At 69.6% G+C, this 19,891-nt stretch carries 21 protein-coding genes; 13 read left to right on the forward strand and 8 right to left on the reverse strand.

The window, feature by feature from the left end; genetic code table 11:
• Nucleotides 1–17: 17 nt before the first annotated feature.
• From AC07RV_RS25115 to AC07RV_RS25125, 3 genes are read left to right on the forward strand one after another with little or no spacing between them, the layout of a single operon-like run.
• Entirely contained in the window at nt 18–752 is a 735-nt protein-coding gene (locus tag AC07RV_RS25115) for an amino acid ABC transporter permease (RefSeq protein WP_296778766.1), read from the forward strand.
• Complete coding sequence (locus tag AC07RV_RS25120) at nt 749–1,492, forward strand: amino acid ABC transporter ATP-binding protein (RefSeq protein ID WP_208509390.1); 744 nt, start codon at nt 749–751, stop codon at nt 1,490–1,492. The genes AC07RV_RS25115 and AC07RV_RS25120 overlap by 4 nt, the downstream gene beginning before the upstream one ends.
• The gene (locus tag AC07RV_RS25125) at nt 1,489–2,514 is read left to right on the forward strand and encodes an isopenicillin N synthase family dioxygenase (RefSeq protein WP_296778770.1); all 1,026 of its coding nucleotides are present in this window, start codon (nt 1,489–1,491) and stop codon (nt 2,512–2,514) included. Before AC07RV_RS25120 ends, AC07RV_RS25125 begins: the two co-directional genes overlap by 4 nt.
• On the opposite strand, the gene AC07RV_RS25130 is transcribed toward AC07RV_RS25125, so the two are convergent.
• The 3 genes from AC07RV_RS25130 to AC07RV_RS25140 all read right to left on the reverse strand — a co-directional run bounded on the left by AC07RV_RS25130 (nt 2,457) and on the right by AC07RV_RS25140 (nt 4,879).
• On the reverse strand, nt 2,457–2,780 hold the full coding sequence (locus tag AC07RV_RS25130; protein WP_208509392.1) for a hypothetical protein: 324 nt from the start codon (nt 2,778–2,780) through the stop codon (nt 2,457–2,459). The two genes, AC07RV_RS25125 and AC07RV_RS25130, sit on opposite strands and share 58 nt — an antisense overlap.
• Nucleotides 2,777–3,457 carry an HAD family hydrolase gene (locus AC07RV_RS25135; RefSeq protein ID WP_209541675.1) on the reverse strand — a complete coding sequence of 227 codons (681 nt, stop codon included), beginning with the start codon at nt 3,455–3,457 and terminating at the stop codon, nt 2,777–2,779. The genes AC07RV_RS25130 and AC07RV_RS25135 overlap by 4 nt, the downstream gene beginning before the upstream one ends.
• An 87-nt stretch (nt 3,458–3,544) precedes the next feature.
• Nucleotides 3,545–4,879: an MFS transporter gene (locus AC07RV_RS25140; protein ID WP_093340836.1), complete on the reverse strand. Its 1,335-nt coding sequence runs from the start codon at nt 4,877–4,879 to the stop codon at nt 3,545–3,547.
• Between the two features lie 187 nt (nt 4,880–5,066).
• On the opposite strand from AC07RV_RS25140, the gene cyoA reads away from it, so the two are divergent.
• The 8 genes from cyoA (at nt 5,067) to trhA (ending at nt 12,699) form a co-directional block, all read left to right on the forward strand.
• Nucleotides 5,067–6,101, forward strand: a complete 1,035-nt coding sequence (gene cyoA, locus AC07RV_RS25145) for a ubiquinol oxidase subunit II (RefSeq protein WP_093340838.1) — start codon at nt 5,067–5,069, stop codon at nt 6,099–6,101.
• Between the two features lie 2 nt (nt 6,102–6,103).
• Nucleotides 6,104–8,107 (forward strand): cytochrome o ubiquinol oxidase subunit I, encoded by a 2,004-nt coding sequence (gene cyoB / locus AC07RV_RS25150; protein ID WP_093340839.1) that lies wholly within the window; start codon nt 6,104–6,106, stop codon nt 8,105–8,107.
• Entirely contained in the window at nt 8,100–8,768 is a 669-nt protein-coding gene (cyoC, locus tag AC07RV_RS25155; RefSeq protein ID WP_093340841.1) for a cytochrome o ubiquinol oxidase subunit III, read from the forward strand. The genes cyoB and cyoC overlap by 8 nt, the downstream gene beginning before the upstream one ends.
• The gene (gene cyoD / locus AC07RV_RS25160; protein WP_093340843.1) at nt 8,765–9,175 is read left to right on the forward strand and encodes a cytochrome o ubiquinol oxidase subunit IV; all 411 of its coding nucleotides are present in this window, start codon (nt 8,765–8,767) and stop codon (nt 9,173–9,175) included. Before cyoC ends, cyoD begins: the two co-directional genes overlap by 4 nt.
• Nucleotides 9,172–10,026, forward strand: a complete 855-nt coding sequence (locus AC07RV_RS25165) for an SURF1 family protein (protein WP_296778784.1) — start codon at nt 9,172–9,174, stop codon at nt 10,024–10,026. Before cyoD ends, AC07RV_RS25165 begins: the two co-directional genes overlap by 4 nt.
• Nucleotides 10,010–11,395: an ATP-binding protein gene (locus tag AC07RV_RS25170; RefSeq protein ID WP_296778786.1), complete on the forward strand. Its 1,386-nt coding sequence runs from the start codon at nt 10,010–10,012 to the stop codon at nt 11,393–11,395. Before AC07RV_RS25165 ends, AC07RV_RS25170 begins: the two co-directional genes overlap by 17 nt.
• Nucleotides 11,376–11,945, forward strand: a complete 570-nt coding sequence (locus tag AC07RV_RS25175) for a response regulator transcription factor (RefSeq protein ID WP_093340846.1) — start codon at nt 11,376–11,378, stop codon at nt 11,943–11,945. Before AC07RV_RS25170 ends, AC07RV_RS25175 begins: the two co-directional genes overlap by 20 nt.
• Nucleotides 11,946–12,009: 64 nt before the next feature.
• Nucleotides 12,010–12,699 (forward strand): PAQR family membrane homeostasis protein TrhA, encoded by a 690-nt coding sequence (trhA, locus tag AC07RV_RS25180; RefSeq protein WP_296778787.1) that lies wholly within the window; start codon nt 12,010–12,012, stop codon nt 12,697–12,699.
• A gap of 15 nt (nt 12,700–12,714) precedes the next feature.
• Here the strand turns inward: trhA and AC07RV_RS25185 are convergent, their stop codons facing one another.
• From AC07RV_RS25185 to AC07RV_RS25195, 3 genes are all read right to left on the reverse strand, one after another.
• Complete coding sequence (locus tag AC07RV_RS25185) at nt 12,715–12,939, reverse strand: SlyX family protein (RefSeq protein WP_093340848.1); 225 nt, start codon at nt 12,937–12,939, stop codon at nt 12,715–12,717.
• Between the two features lie 74 nt (nt 12,940–13,013).
• Nucleotides 13,014–13,910, reverse strand: coding sequence for an SDR family NAD(P)-dependent oxidoreductase (locus tag AC07RV_RS25190; protein ID WP_296778789.1), 897 nt, complete (start codon nt 13,908–13,910; stop codon nt 13,014–13,016).
• Nucleotides 13,911–13,939: 29 nt separating this feature from the next.
• A complete protein-coding gene (locus AC07RV_RS25195) occupies nt 13,940–14,683 on the reverse strand; it encodes an SDR family oxidoreductase (RefSeq protein WP_296778791.1) in 744 nt (247 codons plus the stop codon).
• A 123-nt stretch (nt 14,684–14,806) separates the two neighbouring features.
• Here AC07RV_RS25195 and AC07RV_RS25200 point away from each other — a divergent pair, with 123 nt between their 5' ends.
• Nucleotides 14,807–15,712 (forward strand): LysR family transcriptional regulator, encoded by a 906-nt coding sequence (locus AC07RV_RS25200; RefSeq protein WP_296778792.1) that lies wholly within the window; start codon nt 14,807–14,809, stop codon nt 15,710–15,712.
• A gap of 35 nt (nt 15,713–15,747) precedes the next feature.
• On the opposite strand, the gene AC07RV_RS25205 is transcribed toward AC07RV_RS25200, so the two are convergent.
• On the reverse strand, nt 15,748–17,319 hold the full coding sequence (locus tag AC07RV_RS25205) for an MFS transporter (protein WP_296778794.1): 1,572 nt from the start codon (nt 17,317–17,319) through the stop codon (nt 15,748–15,750).
• 156 nt (nt 17,320–17,475) lie between these two features.
• Here AC07RV_RS25205 and AC07RV_RS25210 point away from each other — a divergent pair, with 156 nt between their 5' ends.
• Nucleotides 17,476–18,381 carry a LysR family transcriptional regulator gene (locus tag AC07RV_RS25210; RefSeq protein ID WP_296778795.1) on the forward strand — a complete coding sequence of 302 codons (906 nt, stop codon included), beginning with the start codon at nt 17,476–17,478 and terminating at the stop codon, nt 18,379–18,381.
• A 1-nt stretch (nt 18,382) separates the two neighbouring features.
• On the opposite strand, the gene AC07RV_RS25215 is transcribed toward AC07RV_RS25210, so the two are convergent.
• Entirely contained in the window at nt 18,383–19,864 is a 1,482-nt protein-coding gene (locus AC07RV_RS25215) for an AAA family ATPase (RefSeq protein WP_296778797.1), read from the reverse strand.
• Nucleotides 19,865–19,891 lie beyond the last annotated feature (27 nt).

Consider the following 19,891-nt stretch of genomic DNA (forward strand, 5'->3'; position numbering starts at 1 on the left):
CGCACGGAGGCTTCGCGATGATCGAGCTGATCCAGGACTACTGGCTCTACTTCCTGATCGGCCAGTACCCCAACGGCCCGCTCGGCGGGCTGGTGCTGACCCTGCTGTTGGCCTCGTGCGGGCTGGTGCTCGCGCTGCCGCTGGGCATCGTGCTCGGCCTGGCGCGCGTGAGCCCGTGGCGCTGGCTGCGCTGGCCGGTCAGCGGCTTCGTGTTCGTGGTGCGCGGGCTGCCACTGTTGATGGTGATCTTCTGGGCCTACTTCTTCCTGCCCAGCGTCACCGGCGTGAAGACCGACCAGTTCGCCACCATGCTGATCGCGCTGGTGGTGTTCGACGCCGCCTACCTGGCCGAGATCGTGCGCGCCGGCATCCAGGGCCTGCCGCGCGGCCAGATGGAGACTGCGCGCGCGCTCGGCCTGAGCTGGAGCCGCGCGATGCGGCTGGTGGTGCTGCCGCAGGCGCTGCGCAGCATGCTGCCCTCGCTGGTGAACCAGTTCGTCTCGACCATCAAGGAGACCTCGCTGGGCTACATCATCGGCCTGGCCGAGGTCTCGTTCATCGCCACGCAGATCAACACCCAGGTGTTCACCAAGCCGGCCCAGGTCTTCGGCATCCTCGGGCTGACCTATTTCATCCTCTGCTTCGGCCTCTCGCGCTTCGCCTACTGGCTCGAGCGCCGCCTCGCGCGGCGCGGCCTGCCGGTGGTCGCGCTCACCGAGGGCCGGGCCGCCGCCCGCAAGGCTTCCGCATGATCGAACTCCAGAACGTCAACAAGTGGTACGGCAGCTACCACGCGCTCGTGGACGTGAGCGAAACCATCCACAAGGGCGAGGTGGTCGTGGTCTGCGGCCCCTCGGGCTCGGGCAAGTCCACGCTGATCCGCACCTTCAACCGGCTCGAGGCGATCCAGTCGGGCCGCATCCTGATCGAGGGCCGGGACATCCACGCGCCGGGCACCGACGTGAACGCCTTCCGCTCGCGCATCGGCTTCGTGTTCCAGCAGTTCAACCTGTTCCCGCACCTCACGGTGCTGCAGAACTGCACCATGGCGCCGATGCAGCTGCACGGCCTCTCGCGCGCGCAGGCCGAGGAACGCGCGATGGCGCTGCTCGCGCGCGTGGGCCTCGCGAACAAGGCCCGGGCCTGGCCCAGCGAGCTGTCGGGCGGCCAGCAGCAGCGCGTGGCGATCGCGCGCGCGCTCGCGATGCAGCCGCCGGTGATGCTGTTCGACGAACCCACGAGCGCGCTCGACCCCGAGATGGTCGGCGAGGTGCTGCTGGTGATGCGCGACCTGGTGCGCGACGGCATGACCATGGTCTGCGTGACGCACGAGATGGGCTTCGCGCGCGAGGTCGCCGACCGCGTGCTCTTCATGGACGAGGGCAAGGTGCTCGAGCGCGCCACGCCCGACGACTTCTTCAACCGCCCGCAGCATCCGCGCGCGCAGCAGTTCCTGTCCGACATCCGCTCGCCCTTCGCACGCATCCCATGACCCACACCGCTTCCCTCCAGACCCTGCCCGTGATCGACGTCGCGCCGCTGGTGGCCGGCGACGCGCCGGGCCGCGAGGCCGTGGCCGCGCGCATCGGCGAGGCCTGCCGCGCGCACGGCTTCTTCTACGTGACGGGGCATGGCGTCGACCCCGCGCTGGTGGCGCGGCTCGAGACCCTGAGCCACCGCTTCTTCGACCTGCCCGAGGCGACCAAGATGCAGTGGCGCATGGCGCTCGGCGGGCGCGCCTGGCGCGGCTACTTCCCGCTCGGCGGCGAGCTGACCTCGGGCCGGCCCGACTGGAAGGAAGGGCTCTACCTCGGCACCGAGCTGCCGGCCACGCATCCGCTGGTGCAGGCCAGGACGCCGGTGCACGGGCCCAACCTCTTTCCCGACGCGCCGGGCCTCGAGGACTTCCGCGACACCATCCTCGGCTACATGGCGGCCGTGACGCAGCTCGGTCACCGGCTGATGGAAGGCATCGCGCTGAGCCTCGGCCTGCCGGCCGACTACTTCGCGGCGCGCTACACGGGCGATCCGCTGATCCTGTTCCGGCTCTTCGACTATCCCTCGCAGCCGGTGCCCGAGGGCCTCGACGTGCAATGGGGCGTGGGCGAGCACACCGACTACGGCCTCTTGACGATCCTGCACCAGGACAGCGTGGGCGGCCTCGCGGTGCACACGCCCGCGGGCTGGATCGATGCGCCGCCGATCGCGGGCTCCTTCGTCTGCAACATCGGCGACATGCTCGACCGCATGACCGGCGGCCTCTACAAGTCGACGCCGCACCGCGTGAAGCGCAACACCTCGGGGCGCAACCGGCTGTCGTTCCCGCTGTTCTTCGATCCGAACTTCGAGGCGCGCGTGCAGCGCATCGAGGGCCTCGCGGGCGCGGTGGCCGTGGACGACAGCGCCGAGCGCTGGGACCGCGCCAACGTGCACGCCTTCAGCGGCCGCTACGGCGACTATCTGCTGGCGAAGGTGTCGAAGGTGTTCCCGCAGCTGCGCGACGAAGTGCTCTGAGGCGCGCTCGCCGGGAGGTCGAGGAACTCGTCTTCCCAGTTGCCGACATCCGCGCCGGGATCGGAAATGGGCACCAGCTTGTCGCTGCGGCAGTAGAAGGTCCAGCCCTCGAACAGCACGTCGTAGTAGGTGCCGGGCAGGTAGCGCTCGCTGGGTGCCTCATAAGGCGCCGAGACCACCTCGACGATGCGCCCGACCGCGCGCTCGGTCATCGGCGACGCGAGGCAGCTGTCGAGCACGTGGCACAGGGTGCCGATCCTGATCACGGCCGCACCATCTCGCCAGGAAACCAGCGCGGCAGGTGCGCGTTCGCGTCGTGCAGCGACGCGAGCACATGGAAGGCCTGTTCGACGATCGCCGCCGGCGGGTGCTTGAGGTCCGGCACGATCACCACCCGCAGGCCCGCGGCCAACGCCGCCTTGGCGCCGTTCTCGCTGTCCTCGAAGGCGATGCACTGCGTCGGGTCCACGCCCAGGCGCGAGGCCGCGAGCAGGTAGAGCGCCGGGTCGGGCTTGGCGCGCGGCACCTCGTCGCCGCCCGCGAAGGCCTCGAAGTGATGCAGCACGCCCAGGCTGCCGAGGCAGGCCTGGATCTGCCCGCTGGTCGAGGACGAGGCCACGGCGCAGCGCGTGCCGCGCGCGCGCAGGGCGCCCAGGAACTCGGCCGCGCCGGGCTTGATGGGGAACAGCGGCGTGCCGTCGGAGCGTTCGAGCGCCAGCGCCTGGCGCACGTGCTCGAGCGCATGGCGGAAGGCGGCGGGGCCGCCGAGCAGGCCCGAGAGGATGATCTCGGACTCGGCGGTGGCCAGGCCCACCACCTGCAGGTACTGGGCGTGGCTGAGCTCGACGTCGAGCGTGCGGGCGGCCGCCATCCAGGCGGCCATGATGGGCCGCTCGGAGTCGATCAGCAGCCCGTCCATGTCGAAGATTGCGGCGGAGAACATCGACGCGATCCTACCCTCGAGCCTCGCCCCGAATGGCGAAGGGGCCGCAAGGGCCCCTTCTCGTGCAACGGATGCGACGGCGCGCGATCAGTCGCGCACCAGCGCCCGGTTCAACCCCAGCGCCGCCAGCGTTCCCGCCGCGCCCGACAGCAGGTACACGCTCACGTAGGCCAGACCGAAGTGCGCCGACAGCCCCAGCGCGACCAGCGGCGCGAAGGCGGCGCCGATCAGCCAGGCCAGGTCGGTGGTCAGCGCGGCGCCGGTGTAGCGGTACTTGGCCTCGAAGTTGCCGGTCACGGCACCGGCCGCCTGGCCGTACGACAGGCCCAGCAGGATGAAGCCCAGCAGGATGAACACGTCCTGGCCGATCTTGCCGCCGTCGAGCAGCGTGGGCGCGAAGCCGCTGAACACCGCGATCAGGCCCGCGAGGCCGCCCAGCGTGGAGCGGCGGCCGATGCGGTCGGCGATCAGGCCCGAGGCCACGATGCCGCCGGCACCGAGCACGGCGCCGATCATCTGGATCACCAGGAACTCGGTGATGGCCTGGTTCGAGTACAGCGTGATCCACGACAGCGGGAACACGGTGATCAGGTGGAACAGCGCATAGCTGGCCAGCGCTGCGAAGGCGCCGATCAGCAGGTTCGAGCCCTGCGAGCGCACCAGCTCGACCACGCTGGTGGGCTGCAGCTCGCGCTCCTCGAGCAGGCGCGCATATTCGTCGGCCGCCACCAGGCGCAGGCGCGCGAACAGCGCCACCACGTTGATCGCGAAGGCCACGTAGAAGGTGTAGCGCCAGCCCCAGTCGAGGAAGTCCTCGAGCGTCAGGCTCGAGTAGAGGTACGCGAACAGCGCGCTGGCCACGAAGAAGCCGATCGGCGCGCCGAGCTGGCCCAGCATGGCGTACCAGCCGCGGCGGTTGGCCGGGGCGTTGAGCGCGAGCAGCGAGGGCAGGCCGTCCCACGAGCCGCCGAAGGCCAGGCCCTGGCCGAAGCGGAAGATCGACAGCAGCACGATCGAGGTGAAGCCCAGGCTCGCGTAGCCCGGCAGGAAGGCGATGCCGGCGGTCGAGGTGCCGAGCACGAACAGCGCCAGCGTGAGCTTGGTCTCGCGGCCGAAACGTCGCTGGATCTCCATCGAGATGACAGTTCCGAACGGCCGTGCGATGAAGGCGAAGGAAAAGACCACGAAGGCCCAGAGGGTTCCCTCGAGCCGCTGCTCGAACGGGAAGAAGACCGCCGGGAACACCAGCACCGAGGCGATGCCGTAGACGAAGAAGTCGAAATATTCCGAGGCGCGGCCGATGACCACGCCGACGGCGATCTCGCCCGGGTCGATGCGCGAGTGGTCGTCCTCCGGGGCGCCGGTGTCGGACGTGTGCGGCACAGGCGATGCGCCTTGCGGACTGATGCTGGACGTCGTCATTGGGTTATGTAATTCGGTTGTCACGAAGCGTGACAAAGGTAGGCCATGAAACAGACTCCGAGCGTCTCACCGAACGAGGATTCCCGCCATAGGACAAAACGTCCAATAGCCTGCGGGAACCTTTGGTCGTAGATTGTGGGGTCTTTCGCGCGGCCCTGGCCACCCTTCCGCCCTTCCGTCTCTCGGCATGCCCATCCTCCACACCCTTCGCCGATGGCTCCTGCTGTTGCCCCTCGCCTTCCTGGCGGGCTGCAACACGGTGCTCCTGAATCCCTCCGGCGACATCGCCAACCAGCAAGGACGGCTGATCGTCGTCTCGACCGTGCTGATGCTGATCATCATCATCCCGGTGATCGCGCTGACGGTCTTCTTCGCCTGGCGCTATCGCGCCTCGAACAAGGAAGCCATCTACAAGCCGAACTGGGACCACTCGACCCAGCTCGAGCTCGCGATCTGGGCCGCGCCGCTCCTGATCATCATCGCGCTGGGCGCGATCACCTGGATCAGCACCCACACGCTCGACCCCTACCGCCCGCTCAGCCGCATCGACGCGCAGCGCCCGGTCACGGCCGACATCAAGCCGCTGACCGTGGAAGTGGTGGCGCTCGACTGGAAGTGGCTGTTCATCTACCCCGAGCAGGGCTTCGCCACGGTGAACGAACTGGCGGCCCCGGTGGACCGCCCGATCACCTTCAAGATCACCGCCTCGTCGGTGATGAACTCCTTCTTCATCCCCGCGCTGGCCGGCCAGATCTACGCCATGCCCGGCATGGAGACCAAGCTGCACGCGGTCATCAACGCGCCCGGCGAGTTCGACGGCTTCTCGGCCAACTACAGCGGCGCCGGCTTCTCGGGCATGCGCTTCAAGTTCCACGGCCTGAGCAACGCCGACTTCGACCAGTGGGTGCAGAAGGTCAAGTCCAGCCCCGAAGGCGAACTCAGCCGCGAGCGCTACCAGAAGCTCGAAGTGCCGAGCGAGCGTGAGCCGGCCAAGCATTTCGCGAGCGTGTCGCCCGACCTCTACGGCGCCATCCTCAACCGCTGCGTCGACCGCAGCAAGATGTGCATGAGCCAGATGATGGCGATCGACGCCGACGGCGGCCTGGGCAAGCCCGGCGCCTACAACGTGGCGACCGCGCAGCCCTGGCAACCCGACGACATCAATTCGCCCAAGCGTGCGTACGGCAAGTACGTCACGGCGATGTGCACCACCGAAGAATGACGATGCTCCAGAACCTCGACCTGACGAAGCTCGTCTTCGGCCGCCTCACGTGGGAGGCGATCCCCTACCACGAACCGATCCTGCTGGTGACCTTCGCCGCCGTCGTGCTCGGCGGTGTCGCGCTGCTCGGCGCGATCACCTACTTCAAGCTGTGGAGCACGCTGTGGCACGACTGGATCACCAGCATCGACCACAAGAAGATCGGCATCATGTACATCGTGCTGGGCCTGGTGATGCTGCTGCGCGGCTTCGCCGACGCGCTGATGATGCGCGCCCAGCAGGCGGTGGCCTTCGGCGACAACGCCGGCTTCCTGCCGCCGCACCACTACGACCAGATCTTCACGGCCCACGGCGTGATCATGATCTTCTTCGTGGCGATGCCGCTGGTCACGGGCCTGATGAACTTCGTGGTGCCGCTGCAGATCGGCGCGCGCGACGTGGCCTTTCCGTTCCTGAACAACTTCAGCTTCTGGATGACCACCTTCGGCGCCGGCCTCGTGATGGCGTCGCTGTTCGTCGGCGAGTTCGCCAAGACCGGCTGGCTGGCCTACCCGCCGCTGTCGGGCATCCTCTTCAGCCCCGACGTGGGGGTCGACTACTACATCTGGTCGTTGCAGATCGCGGGGGTGGGCACATTGCTCTCGGGCGTGAACCTGCTGGCGACCATCGTGAAGATGCGCGCGCCCGGCATGACCATGATGAAGATGCCCGTCTTCACCTGGACCGCGCTGTGCACCAACGTGCTGATCGTCGCCGCCTTCCCGGTGCTGACCGCCGTGCTGGCCCTGCTGTCGCTCGACCGCTACGTCGGCACCAACTTCTTCACGAACGACATGGGCGGCAACGCCATGATGTACGTGAACCTGATCTGGATCTGGGGCCACCCCGAGGTCTACATCCTGATCCTGCCGGCCTTCGGCATCTTCTCGGAGGTGGTCTCCACCTTCTCGGGCAAGCGCCTGTTCGGCTACGCCTCGATGGTCTACGCCACGGTCGTGATCACGATCCTGTCGTACCTGGTGTGGCTGCACCACTTCTTCACCATGGGCTCGGGCGCCAGCGTGAACTCCTTCTTCGGGATCACGACGATGATCATCTCGATCCCGACCGGGGCGAAGATCTTCAACTGGCTCTTCACCATGTACCGCGGCCGCATCCGCTTCGAGCTGCCGATGATGTGGACCATCGGCTTCATGATCACCTTCGTGATCGGCGGCATGACCGGCGTGCTGCTGGCCGTGCCCCCGGCCGACTTCGTGCTGCACAACAGCCTGTTCCTGATCGCCCACTTCCACAACGTGATCATCGGCGGCGTGCTGTTCGGCATGCTGGCGGGCATCACCTACTGGTTCCCGAAGGCCTTCGGCTACAAGCTCGATCCGTTCTGGGGCAAGTGCTCGTTCTGGTTCTGGATCGTCGGCTTCTGGTTCGCCTTCATGCCGCTGTACATCCTGGGCCTGATGGGCGTGACGCGCCGCATGAGCCACTTCCAGGACATGTCGCTGCAGATCTGGTTCCAGGTCGCCGCCTTCGGCGCCGTGCTGATCGCACTGGGCATCGCCTCGTTCCTGATCCAGATCGTGGTGAGCTACATCCGCCGCGACTCGCTGCGCGACACCACGGGCGACCCGTGGGACGGCCGCACGCTCGAATGGTCGACCTCGTCGCCGCCGCCGGCCTACAACTTCGCGTTCACGCCGCGCATCCATGACAACGACGCCTGGTCCGACATGAAGGCACGCGGCTACCAGCGTCCGCTGGAAGGCTTCAGCCCGATCCACATGCCCAAGAACACGGCCGCCGGCTTCATCATCGCGGCGCTGAGCGCGGCCTTCGGCTTCGCCATGATCTGGCAGATGTGGCTGGTGGCCGGCGTGAGCTTCTTCGTGATGCTCGTGGCCATCATCGTCCACACCTTCAACTACAAGCGCGACTACCACATCCCCGCGGACGAAGTCGTCCGCACCGAAGACGCTCGCACGCGCCTCCTGGCCGCCCATGTCTAACAGTACCGCCCTCCCCTCCAGCCCCGCCGGCACCCACACCGTGGGCAACGCGCCGAGCGTGCCGACCTTCGAGCTGTTCAACGTCCGCAACGAGGACCACCATCCGGAGAACGGCACCCTGCTCGGGTTCTGGCTCTACCTGATGAGCGACTGCCTCATCTTCGCCTGCCTGTTCGCGGTGTACGGCGTGCTGGGCCGCAGCTACGCGGCCGGCCCCTCGGGCGCCGACCTGTTCGACCTGCCGCTGGTGGCGATCAACACCTCGCTGCTGCTGCTGTCGTCGATCACCTACGGCTTCGCGATGCTCGAGATGCAGAAGCGGCGCATGGGCGGCACGCTGGTGTGGCTGGCCATCACCGGCCTGCTGGGCGCGGGCTTCATCGGCCTCGAGCTCTACGAATTCGCGCACCTGATCCACGAGGGCGCGGGCCCGCAACGCAGCGCCTTCCTGTCCTCGTTCTTCGCGCTGGTCGGCACCCACGGGCTGCACGTCACCTTCGGCATCGTCTGGCTGATCGTGCTGCTGTTCCAGCTGCCCAAGCACGGCTTCACCGCCGCCAACCGCCGCCGCCTGATGTGCCTGTCGATGTTCTGGCACTTCCTGGACGTCGTCTGGATCGGCGTCTTCACCTTCGTGTACCTGATGGGATCCATGGCATGAGCGCAGCACCCCACGACACCCATGGCCACGGCCATGACGACCACGGCCACGGCGAGCACCACGACGACGGCCCGGTGAGCCACAGCACCTTCAAGGGCTACATGACCGGCTTCGTGCTGGCCGTGATCCTCACGGCCATTCCGTTCTGGCTCGTGATGGGCAAGGTGCTCGACAGCAAGAGCACGACCGCGCTGATCATCCTCGGCTTCGCCGTGGTGCAGATCGTGGTGCACATGGTGTACTTCCTGCACATGGACACCAAGTCCGAGGGCGGCTGGAACATGCTGGCGCTGATCTTCACGCTGGTGCTCGTGGTCATCACGCTGGCCGGTTCACTGTGGGTCATGTACCACATGAACACCAACATGATGCCGCCGTCGATGCACGACATGAAGAACATGCCTTGAGCGCGCCGGCCACCGACCGCTCGCCCGCCGGCCGCCAGCGCTCCGCGGCCGGACTCGTGGTGCTGGCGGTCCTCGGGGCCGTGCTGTTCGCCGCTTTCTTCGCGCTCGGCACCTGGCAGGTCGAGCGCCGGGCCTGGAAGCTGGCCCTGATCGAGCGCGTCGAGCAGCGCGTGCATGCCGTGCCGGTCGCGCCCCCGGCGCGCGCCGACTGGCCGCGCGTCAATGCCGCCGACGACGAGTACCGCCACGTGCGGCTCTCGGGCACCTTCCTCCACGACAAAGAGACGCTGGTGCAGGCCAGCACCAACCTCGGCGCCGGCTTCTGGGTGCTGACGCCGCTGCAGACCGCGCGCGGCGTGGTGATGGTCAACCGCGGCTTCGTGCCGCCCGAGGCACGCGAGCGCGCCGCGCGCACCGCGCCCGAGCCGATGGGCGAGACCCAGGTGACGGGCCTGCTGCGCATCAGCGAGCCGCGCGGCGGCTTCCTGCGCAGCAACGACCCGGCCGGCGGGCGCTGGTATTCGCGCGACGTGGCGGCGATCGCCGCGGCGCATGGCATCGCGGCCGACGCGGTGGCGCCCTACTTCATCGACGCCGAGGCCGAGCCCGGCATCCCGCGCGCGCTCGACGGCGCACCCGCCTGGCCCGCGCCCGGCCTCACCGTCATCGCCTTCCACAACAGCCACCTGGTGTACGCGCTCACCTGGTACGGGCTGGCACTGATGGTCGCCGCGGGCGCGGTCTTCGTCTGGCGCGACGAGCGCCGACGCCGCGGCAGCGACAATGCGCGCCATGCCGACGGACAGCCGCACGCCGCCCCCGCTTCCCATCGCGATGCCGACCGCGGCTGACGCGGTCGCGGTCGCCGGCGCGCTGCAGGCCCCGCGCGCGGGCGTGGCCAGCCTGGACAACGCGACCGGCCACAAGAACATGCAGCAGCTGATCCAGCTGCGCTGGTTCGCCGTGGTGGGGCAGGTGGTGACGATCCTGGTGGTGCACTACGGCTACCGCATCCACCTGCCGCTCAACCAGATGCTGCAGGCGCTGACCTGCCTGGCGCTGTTCAACCTCGCGAGCCTGCTGCGCTGGCGCACCCACCGGCGCGTGACCAACGGCGAGCTGATGCTCGCGCTGCTGGTCGACGTGGCGATCCTGACCTCGCTGCTCTACCTGAGCGGTGGTGCCAGCAACCCCTTCGTCTTCCTCTACCTGCTGCAGGTGATCCTGGGCGCGGTGCTGCTCAAGCCCTGGTCGACCTGGACCGTGGTGGGCGTCACCACCCTGTGCTTCGCGGGGCTGGCCTTGTTCTCGCGCCCGCTCTCGCTGCCTCCCGACCACGACCGCGGCCTGTGGAGCCCCTACATCCAGGGCACGCTGGTGTGCTTCGCGCTCAACGCGGCGCTGCTGGTGGTGTTCATCACGCGCATCAGCGGCAACCTGCGCGAGCGCGACGCCAAGCTCGCGGGCCTGCGCCAGCGCGCCGCCGAGGAGGAGCACATCGTGCGCATGGGCCTGCTCGCCTCGGGCGCGGCGCACGAGCTCGGCACGCCGCTGGCCACGCTGGCCGTGATCCTCGGCGACTGGCGCCGGCTGCCGCACTTCAGCTCCGACCCCGAGCTGCTGCAGGAGGTCAGCGAGATGGAGATCCAGATCCAGCGCTGCAAGTCGATCGTCAGCGGCATCCTGCTGTCGGCCGGCGAGGCGCGCGGCGAGTCGTCGGAGGAGACCACGGTCAGCACCTTCCTCGACGACCTGGTCGAGGAGTGGCGCACCACGCGGCCGGTCGGCACCTTCGTCTACGACAACCGCTTCGGCCGCGACCTGCCGATGGTCTCCGACTCGGCGCTCAAGCAGATGATCTGCAACGTGCTCGACAATGCGCTCGAAGCCTCGCCGCACTGGGTGCGGCTCGAGGTGGCGCACGAGGGCGACGACCTGCAGCTGGTCGTCACCGACGCCGGCCCGGGCTTCGCGCCCGCGATGCTGGCGCAGTTCGGCAAGCCCTACCAGTCGAGCAAGGGCCGCCCCGGTGGCGGCCTGGGCCTGTTCCTGGTGGTCAACGTGGCGCGCACCGTGGGCGGCCGCGTGGCCGCGCGCAACCGGCTCGAGGGCGGCGCCGCGGTCACGCTGGCGCTGCCGCTCTCGGCCATCGTGCTGGAAGAAGAGGACGACGAGGAAGAGAACATCGGGATGCATGGCCATGACGGAATCCCCCACTGACACCGGCGCCGAGGCCGAGGCCGAACGCCAGCTGCTGATCGTCGAGGACGACGCGGCCTTCGCGCGCACGCTGGGCCGCTCGTTCGAGCGCCGCGGCTACACCGTGCTGCACGCGAGCAACCTCGAGGACGTCGAGGACCTGCTGCGCCACCATGCGCCCGGCTACGCGGTGGTCGACCTCAAGCTCAACGGCGAGGCCTCGGGCCTGGCCTGCGTGCAGACGCTGCACCGGCACGACGCCAAGACGCTGATCGTGGTGCTGACCGGTTTCGCGAGCATCGCCACCGCGGTCGAGGCGATCAAGCTCGGCGCCTGCCACTACCTGGCCAAGCCCTCGAACACCGACGACATCGAGGCCGCCTTCGGCCGCGCGGTCGGCACCACCGAGGTCGAGCTGACCAACCGCTCGACCTCGATCAAGACCCTCGAATGGGAACGCATCCACGAGACCCTGGCCGAGACCGGCTTCAACATCTCCGAGACCGCGCGCCGGCTCGGCATGCACCGGCGAACGCTCGCGCGCAAGCTCGGCAAGCAGCAGGTCAAGTAACGGCCCCGGCGGCGCGACATCGAGGAACCCACGGCAAGCACCGACACTCTTTCTTGGGATGACCATGCACCCGACACCAACGCCCGCCCCTGTCGCCGCCCGCCGCGCCGCGCCCGTGGTGCGCGACCAGACCACGCTCGAGGAGATCTTCAACGCGCTGAGCCATGGCCTCGGGCTGCTGCTGGCGATCGCCTCGCTGCCGATCCTGGTCTACAGCGCGGCGCAGAAGGGCACCGCGGCCGGCATCGTCGGCGCCAGCCTGTTCGCCGGCACCGCGATCGTGCTGTACCTGATCTCCACGCTGTACCACGCGCTGCCGATGGGCCGCGCCAAGGCCTGGTTCAACCGCTTCGACCATGCCGCGATCTATCTCTTCATCGCCGGCAGCTACATGCCCTTCGTGCTCGGCGTGCTGCGCGGCCCCTGGGGCTGGACGCTGTTCGGCGCGATCTGGGCCGCGGCGGCGCTGGGCGTGGGCGCCAAGCTGTTCGACCGGCTCAAGCATCCGCTGTGGTCCACCGGCCTCTACGTGGCGATGGGCTGGATGGCGCTGATGGCGGCGGTGCCGCTGGTGGAGCGCATGTCGGGCGCGGGCCTGGGCTGGCTGGTGGCCGGCGGCCTGTTCTACACCGCGGGCGCGGTGGTCTTCCTGTTCGATTCCAAGGTGCGCTTCGCCCACTTCGTCTGGCACCTGTTCGTGCTCGCGGGCAGCACCTGCCACTTCTTCGCCGTGCTCTGGCACGCGCACGGCTGAGCTGGCGCTTCGGCTTCAGTAATGCGGCGGCAGCTCGTCGCGCAGGTTGCGCGGCGCGCCGCCCTGGCCCGCGGCCTGCACCTGTTCGCGCAGCTGCCCCAGCTGGGCCAGCAGACCGTCGATCTGCTGCTGCTGGCGGTAGATCGTGAGGTTGAGCTGCTCGAGCAGGTCCTCGGCATAGCTGGCCTTGATCTCGAGCGCGTCGAGCCGCTCGGTGACGTCGTGGGGCGAATGTTCCATGGTGCTATTGGACAGGAAGACCGGCCACGGTTTCGTGACGATTCCATGCGGCCGGCCCGGGCCTGCCGCATGGCTCAGCGCCGCACCTTCGCTTCGAGCAGGTCGGCCATGCCGATGCGGTGCGCGAACTCGATGCGCACGCGCTCCGACACCTCGAACACCTCGGCCGCGCCGTCGTTGACGAAGTCGATCACCGGCCGCATCGGCCGCTGGCCCGCGGGCAGGCCCACGATGCGCACGATCTCGTCGGCCACCGCCTGCGGATCGGCATGGTCGGGCGTCAGCGCCGAGAGCTTGGCGCCGATCTGGTCCATCAGCCCGTCGTAGCGGCCATAGGCTGCGGCCGTGGCCGCGTCGGCCGGCCGGCCCGCGCTCGGGAAATGGTCGGTGCCGCGCGTGAACGCGCCCGGCACCACGATCGAGGTCTCGATGCCGAAGCGCGCGATCTCGTAGGCCAGGGTCACGGCGAGCGAATCCATCGCCGCCTTGGCCGCGCCGTAGGGGCCCATGAACGGCGGGAAGCCGCCCTTGGTGGTGGTGCTGCTGATCCACAGCATCAGCCCCGACTCCTGCCGCCGCAGGTAGGGCAGCACCGCGCGGTTGACGCGCTGCGCGCCGAGCACGTTGGTGTCGAACACCTTCACGATCTCCTCGGGCGTGAAGGCCTCGGTCGGGCCGACCACCAGGTGGCCGGCGTTCTGCATCACCACGTCGAGCTGCCCCTGCTCGCGCACGATCGTCGCGGCGGCGGCATCGGCCGAGTCCTGCGACAGCACGTCGAGCTCGAGCAGATGCAGCTCGAGCCCCCTGGCTGCCGCCAGCGCGCGCAGCTCGGCCGCGCGCGGCGCGTTGCGTCCCGCGATGTCGCGCATCGAGGCGTAGACGACGTGGCCCGCCTCGGCGAGCGACCGGGCACTGAGCTTGCCGATGCCGGTGCCGGCGCCCGTGACGAGGATGATCTGCTTGTTCATGAGGGTTCTCCTTCGAAGGATGGAAGGGATCAGGCGAGGCCGCCGTTGGCGCGCAGGATCTGGCCGTTGACCCAGCCCGCGTCGGGACCGGCGAGGAACGAGACCACCGAGGCGATGTCCTCGGGCTGGCCCAGGCGCTGCAGCGGCGGCATCTTGGCGAAGGCCTGGATTTGCTCCTCGGTCTTGCCGTCGAGGAACAGCGAGGTGGCGATCGGGCCCGGCGCGACCGCATTCACCGTCACGTTGCGGCCGCGCAGCTCCTTCGCGAACACATGCGTGAAGGCTTCGACCGAGGCCTTGGTGGCGTTGTAGATCGCGTAGCCGGGCATGTTCAGCGCCAGCGTGGTGCTCGAGAAATTGACGATGCGGCCGCCCTCGGCGAGGCGCTTGGCGGCCTCGCGCAGCGTGTTGAAGGTGCCGCGCACGTTGATGTCGAAGACCTGGTCGTAGAGCGCGTCGTCGTGCTCGGCCAGCGGCACGGTCTTGAGGATGCCGGCGTTGTTGACCAGCACGTCGACGCGGCCGAGCTGTTGCTCGACGGTGTCGAACATGCGGCGCACCTCGTCGGCGCTGGCGACGTCGGCGCGCACGGCGATGGCGCGGCCGCCCGCGGCCTGCAATTGCGCGACCAGCGCCTCGGCCAGCGCCGGGCTCGAGGCGTAGTTGACGGCGACGGCGAAACCATCGGCCGACAGGCGCTGCGCGATGGCGGCGCCGATGCCGCGCGATGCGCCGGTGACGATCGCGACCTTGGGGTTGGAGGACTGGTTCATGGCGTGTTTCCTTGCGGTGGGTGGTTGGTGAGACGAATCTTCGATCGTTCCGTCCAAAAGATAATCACCGACAAATCGCCATTACCATTCCATCTACTTCAACAATAGACCAATGGCACCGCCATGGACCGCTTCCAGGAAATGCAGGCCTTCGTGCGCATCGCCGAGCGCCAGAGCTTCACCCAGGCCTCGGAAGACCTTCGGATTCCGCGCGCCACCGTCACCAATCTGATCAAGCGCGTCGAGCAGCGCATCGGCACCCGGCTGCTCGAGCGCACCACGCGCACCGTGCGGCTCACGCAGGACGGCGAGGCCTACTACCGCCGCTGCGTGCGCCTGCTGGCCGACGTGGAAGAGGCAGAGGGGCTGTTCCGCGACACGGCGCCCAAGGGGCTGCTGCGCGTCAACCTGCAGGGCACGCTGGCGCGGCATTTCGTGGTGCCGGCGCTGCCGGACTTCCTGGCGCGCCATCCCGAGCTGACGCTGCACATCGGCGAGGACGACCGGCTGATCGACCTGGTGCGCGAGGGCGTCGACTGCGTGCTGCGCGCGGGCACGCTGCAGGACTCCTCGATGGTCGGGCGCCGCATCGCGCTGCTGCCGCAGGTCACGGTGGCGAGCCCCGCTTACCTGGCGCGGCATGGCGAGCCGGCCGATCCCGCGGCGCTGGCCGCGCCCGGCTCGACGCACCGTGCGGTCGACTACCTCTCGAGCGCCACCGGCAAGCCGGTGCCGCTCGAATTCACCGTCGACGGCCGCGTGAGCACGCTGCAGCTGCCGGCCACCGTGTCGGTCACCGGCACCGACCTCTACACCGGCTCGGCCGTCGCGGGCCTGGGGCTGGTGCAGGTGCCGCGCTACCGCGTGGCCGCGGAGCTGGCCGACGGGCGGCTGAAGGTGGTGCTCGACGGCTTCGCGCCGCCGCCGATGCCGGTGTCGGTGCTGTATTCGCAGCACCGGCAGCTGTCGGCGCGCGTGCGCGTGTTCACGCAGTGGCTGCGCGAGGTGTTCGAGGCGGCCGCGCTGTGACGCCCGCGCGACGGCTTCACGAAGGTGGCGGCTAGCTAGGACGCCGGGCAGTTCAACGCCGCCTCCGCCCCCCGCGCCTGCTCCTCGCCGCGCAGGAACGCGAACACCACCACCGCCGTCAGCACCGTCACGGCCGCGAGCCCCAGCAGCAGCGTGGCGAAGGCATCGCCATACACCTGCAGCACGGCGGCACGGTCCAGGCCCGGCAGCAGCGCGAGCGCCTGCTGCAGGCCGCCGGTCGTGACCTGCTGCGCGGCCTGCGAGGCGGCCGACGATCCCGAGGCCAGGGCGCCGATGCCCGGCAGGTGCGCCAGCCGCGACGCCACCAGCGCCGTCAGCGCCGCGCCCACCAGCGCCAGCGCGATGCCCTCGCCCGCCACGCGCACCGTGTTGAAGATGCCCGAGGCCATGCCCGCGCGCTCGCGCGGCACGACGCCGACCGCGAGCCCGTCCATCAGGCCCCAGGGCAGGCCGATGCCGCCGCCGATCAGCAGCAGGGGCAGCAGCAGTTCGCGCGGTGCCGCGCCCGGCGCGCAGCGGCCCAGCGCGTACAGGCCGACGGCGCAGACCAGCAGCCCCACGGCCGAGATGGCGCCGGCCGGGAAGCGGTGCGCGAGCCACGCGGCCAGGGTCGGCACGACGAGGATCGGCCCCGACAGCGCGAGCATCAGCCGGCCGGTCTCGGCCACGTCGCGCCCTTCGAGGCCGACGAAGCGGATCGGCAGCAGCACCAGCAGCACGACGAAGGCGTAGGCCGGCGCGCTCGCGAGCAGCTGCACGCCGACGAAGCGCGGATAGCGGAACAGCGTCAGGTCGAGCATCGGATGCGCGACGCGGCGCTCGATCGCGACGAAGACGACGCCCAGCAGCACGGCGCCGACCAGCGCGCCGATCACCCAGGGGCTGCCCCAGCCGCTGTCGGGCGCCTGCAGCACGCCCAGGGTCAGAAGGCTCAGCGCGCCGGTGAAGCTCAGGGTGCCGGGCAGGTCGAGGCCCATGGCCTGCGGGTTGCGCGACTCGCGCATGCACGCCGCGCCGATGAGCAGCGCCACCAGGCTCACGAGCGCGGGGCTCCACATCACGGCCTGCCAGCCGAAGCGCTCGCCGAGCCAGCCCGCGAGCAGCGCGCCCGAGGCCAGGCCGGCGCCGAACGAGGTGCCGATCAGGCTGAAGGCGCGCGTGCGCGCCGCGCCGTCGAAGACCTGCGCCAGCGCGGCGGTGCCGGCGGCGAAGGCCGCGGCCGCACCGAGCCCCTGCGCGGCGCGCGCGAGGTCGAACCACACGATGCCCGGCGCGCACACCGCGAACAGGCTGCCGAGCAGGATCAGCAGCAGCCCGAGCACGAACACGCGCTTGCGCCCGTAGGCGTCGGCCAGCGCGCCGGCCGCCATCAGCGTGCCGCCGAAGCTCAGCATGAAGGCATTGGTGACCCAATTGAGCTGCACCGGGCTGCCGCCCAGCGCGGCATGGATCGCGGGCAGCGCCACGGCCGGGCCGGTGAAGCTCAGCGGCATGCCGATCGCGGCCAGGCAGACGGCGGCGAGCAGCCAGTACGGATGCGGCGCCGGGGAAGACGAAGACGCCGACGAAGACAAGGAAGAAGACATGGACACCCTTCACGCAGGACCGAAGACAGGGCCGGGCGGCGCCGGCCCGGAGACCCGGCCGACGCCCTCCTCGGCGTGAAGAGAAGATAAAAATGATTGAATGCAAAGAAAATGGGCGTATTGCTCCACTCACTCCCAACCTGAGGTTGCCAATCGATGGACAGTTTCAGCGGCCTCGAATCCTTCGTGCGGGCGGCCGACCTGCTGAGCTTCGCCAAGGCGGGGCGCCTGCTCGGCATCTCCGCCTCGGCGGTCGGCAAGAACGTGGCGCGGCTCGAGCAGCAGCTGGGCCTGCGGCTGTTCAACCGCACCACGCGCCAGGTGCGGCTCACGCAGGAAGGCGCGATGTTCCACGAGCGCTGCCGCCGCATCCTCGACGAACTCGACGATGCGCGCGCGATGATGCAGGACGCCGTGGCCCAGCCGCGCGGCCGGCTGCGCGTGAGCCTGCCGACCATCGGCTACCGCTTCCTGCTGCCGATGCTGCCGGACTTCCAGGCCCGCTATCCGCAGATCGAGCTCGACCTCGACTTCAACGACCGGCTGGTCGACGTGATCGCCGAGGGCGTGGACGTGGCGATCCGCAGCGGCGAGCTGGTCGATTCGGGGCTGGTGGCGCGCAGGCTCGGGCCGTTCCGCTTCCTGCTGGTGGCCGCGCCGGCCTACCTCGCGCGCCATGGCGTGCCGCAGCAGCCGGCCGAACTCGCCGGCCATGCCTGCCTGCGCTACAAGTTCGTCACCGGTACGCGCATCGAGGACTGGACCCTGCCGGGCCTGCCCGAGCGCCTGCCCTGCACGATGCTGTGCAACAACATGGAGGCCATGCTCGGCGCCGCCATTGCCGGGCTCGGCATCGGCTTCATGCCCGACTTCCTCGCGCGCGATGCGCTGGCGCGCGGCGAGCTGCAGCGCGTGCTCGCGCCCCACGTCACGCACCGCGGCCAGTTCTCGGCGCTGTGGCCGTCGAGCCGGCAGCTGTCGCCGAAGGTGCGCGCCTTCGTGGACTTCGCGGTCGAGCGGATGTTTCCGCCGCCGACCGACGAAGGCGACAGGCGGGACTGACTCAGGCGGCCGCGGCGGCCACCGCCGGCTCGGCCGTCACCGTCACTGCTGCCGCTGAGGCCGCAGCGGCCGGCGGCTCCTGCGCCAGATCGAACAGCGCGCCGATCCGCGCATTGCCGCCGATCGCCGCCAGCTCGCGGCTGCTCAGCGTGGTGCCCGCGCCGCCCTCGAGCTGCGCGATCCGCACCGAGGCCTTCTCGCCGGCCGGCACCATGAAGGGCGAGTGCGTGGTGTAGACAATCTGCTGCGCGAAGTCCTGCTCGAAGTGCGCGAGCAGGTCGGCCTGCGAGCGCGGATGCAGGTGCAGGCCGGGCTCGTCGAGCAGCAGCACGATGCCGCCGTCGCCCTGCTCGCCGGCCTCGCCGCGCAGGCCCGCGAAGAAGGCCACGTGGAACGCGAAGAACCACTGGAAGCCGCGGCTGCGCTCGTCGAGCCCGACCTCGACCTCGTAGGCACCGCCCGGGTCCGACACCAGCGTGTCGAACTCGTCGCCGTCGAGGTTGAAGCGCACCTTGAGCGGCCGGTCCTTCCACAGCCGGCGGATCTCGGCGGTCATCGCCGCCCCCGCGCGGTTCACGAGCTGGTTGCGCGTGGCCTGGTCGCCGCGTTCGTGCAGCGCATGCAGCTCGCGCGGATCGAGGCCGGCGGCACGGCACAGGGTGCCGAAGCTGCGCTGCGCGCTCGAGAGATGGTCGCGCGCCTCGCTCGAGAGGTAGTCGGCGATGTTCTGGCGGCCCTGCAGCGCGGGGTATTCGTCGACGAACACGAAGCGCGGCAACCGCTCGAGGATCCACGCCTTGGCGCGCGCGAGCGCGGGCCCGTCGCTGACGATCGACAGCGACAGCTCCTCGAGCTCCGTCACCATCTGCGCGGGCTTGTCGGCCAGCTCGGCACCGGCCGCGGCCAATGCCTGGCGCAGTGCTGCCAGCGCCAGCTGCGCACCCTCGGACCACTTGAGCAGGTCGGGGTTGAGGATCATCGCGCCGTCGAAGGCATCGGCCGCCTGCTCGAGCGGCGCGCGCAGTTCGTCGGCCAGCTTCTCGGCCGCGGCCTTCACGGCCGGCACGATCTTGCGGATCTTGCCCTTGGCATCGCCGACGTCGATCGACAGGTCGCCCAGGCCCTCGAGGCCGGCCCAGCGCGCCGGCCCATAGCCGCGGCCCGCGGTCACGTGGCTCACGCCCGAGGCGCGCGGCAGCATGCGCACCAGCTCGGCCTGCTCCTGCGGCTCGAGGCGCCAGCGCGTGTGGACCACGGGCGTGTCGGCCGTGCACTCGCTCAGGCGGCGGTGGCGCGGAAAGTTCTTGATCGGGCTCAGCGCGCTCACCGGCCCCTCGGCCGGGTTCAGGCTGTGCAGCGCGCGCAGCAGGTTGGATTTGCCGGTGTCGTTGCGGCCGAGGATCGTGGTGATCCGGGAGAGTTCGATGGGACCGCTGTCGTTGATCGAGCGAAAGTGGGTGATCTGGAAGGACGCCAGGCGCATGCGGGAAAGTCGATTCACAAAAAAGCA

The organism is Variovorax sp. GW821-FHT09B01, from assembly GCF_059418345.1.